The 1353-nt window shown below is 61.0% G+C and carries 1 protein-coding gene and 1 pseudogene; both read left to right on the forward strand.

Going from position 1 to position 1353, the window contains the following annotated elements:
- Positions 1 to 332: pseudogene (locus EN914_RS35615) on the forward strand (30S ribosomal protein S12 methylthiotransferase RimO); the annotation flags it as partial.
- A 108-nt stretch (positions 333 to 440) separates the two neighbouring features.
- On the forward strand, positions 441 to 1353 hold a 913-nt coding region (locus EN914_RS35620), incomplete at its 3' end, for an acyltransferase (protein WP_164779174.1).

Below are 1353 nucleotides of genomic sequence, written 5' to 3' on the forward strand. Positions count from 1 at the left end.
GCTTCAAATACGAGCCGGTCCGCGGCGCCCGCTCCAACGATCTCGGTCTCGAACAGGTCCCGCAGGAAATCAAGGAGGCGCGCTGGCACCGCTTCATGCAGCGTCAGCAGAAGATTTCGGCGACACAGCTGGCCAGAAAAGTCGGCAAGCGCCTCCCGGTGCTGATCGACGAGGCGCATGGCACATCGGCAAAGGGCCGCACCAAATACGACGCGCCCGAGATCGATGGCTCGGTGCACATCCAGTCGCGTCGTCCGCTGCGCCAAGGCGATATCGTCACCGTCAAGATCGACCGTGCCGACGCCTATGACCTCTATGGTTCGGCGGTCTGACGCCTCGTTCCGCGTAAATTTACTACATCTGGCGATAATCTAGGCCTCTTAACCCGCTCAGCCGCGATCCGCTCTATGGTTTGCCGACCGTAGATGCGGGAAATGCGGATGAACACCAGACCTGCGGAACAAAATTACATTGCGACGCTGGACCTGCTCAGGCTGGTCGCGGCGATGGCTGTCGTGTTCTTCCACTATTTCTTTCGCGGCGCGGCTGCCGAGGGCATTCTGGCTGAGGGTTATCCGCTTGCGGCACCGTTCGCCCTCTACGGCTATCTCGGCGTCAATCTGTTCTTCCTGATCAGCGGTTTCGTCATTGCCTGGTCGGCGGAAAACCGCAGTTGGGACCAGTTTGCGGTCGCGCGGTTCGTTCGCCTCTATCCGGGCTTCCTGCTCTGCATGACGATCACCTTCGCGATTGTCTTCCTTGCCGGGTCGCCGCTGCTTTCGGCCTCTTTCGTTCAGTATGCCGCCAATCTGTCGATGTTCGCGCCGACGTTCGGCCAGCCCTTCATGGACGGCGTCTACTGGTCGATCGTTCTTGAGCTGGTGTTCTACGGCTGGGTGACGCTGGCGCTGCTTACCGGGCTGTTTCAGACACGCAAGCTGGAGCTGATCTTGATCTGGCTGGCGATCTCGGCCTTGAACGAGTTCTTCATCGGCAGCGCCGCCGCCAGGCTGCTGTTCATCACCGAGTTTGGACCGTTCTTCGCCGCCGGCGTGCTGGTCCACCACCTGCATGCGCATGGCCGTTCACTGCCTGCAATGCTGCTGCTTGCCGCCGCGTTCCTGATCTCCTGTGGCACGCTGTCGGTGACGCAGCACTGGATGCTTGGCCACTACGGCATCGCCGTTTCGTCGGCCAATCTCGTCATCGCCAACGTCGTCATGCACGCGGCCTTGATCGGTGCGGTGCTGCTGCGCAATCGTCTGCGGCCATCGGGGCTCACTCTGGCGCTGGGCGGGCTGACCTATCCGCTCTATTTGCTGCACCAGGACATCGGCTATCTCGTCATCAATG

Source organism: Mesorhizobium sp. M7A.F.Ca.CA.001.08.2.1 (assembly GCF_003998455.1).
Taxonomy (GTDB): Bacteria; Pseudomonadota; Alphaproteobacteria; order Rhizobiales; family Rhizobiaceae; genus Mesorhizobium; species Mesorhizobium ciceri.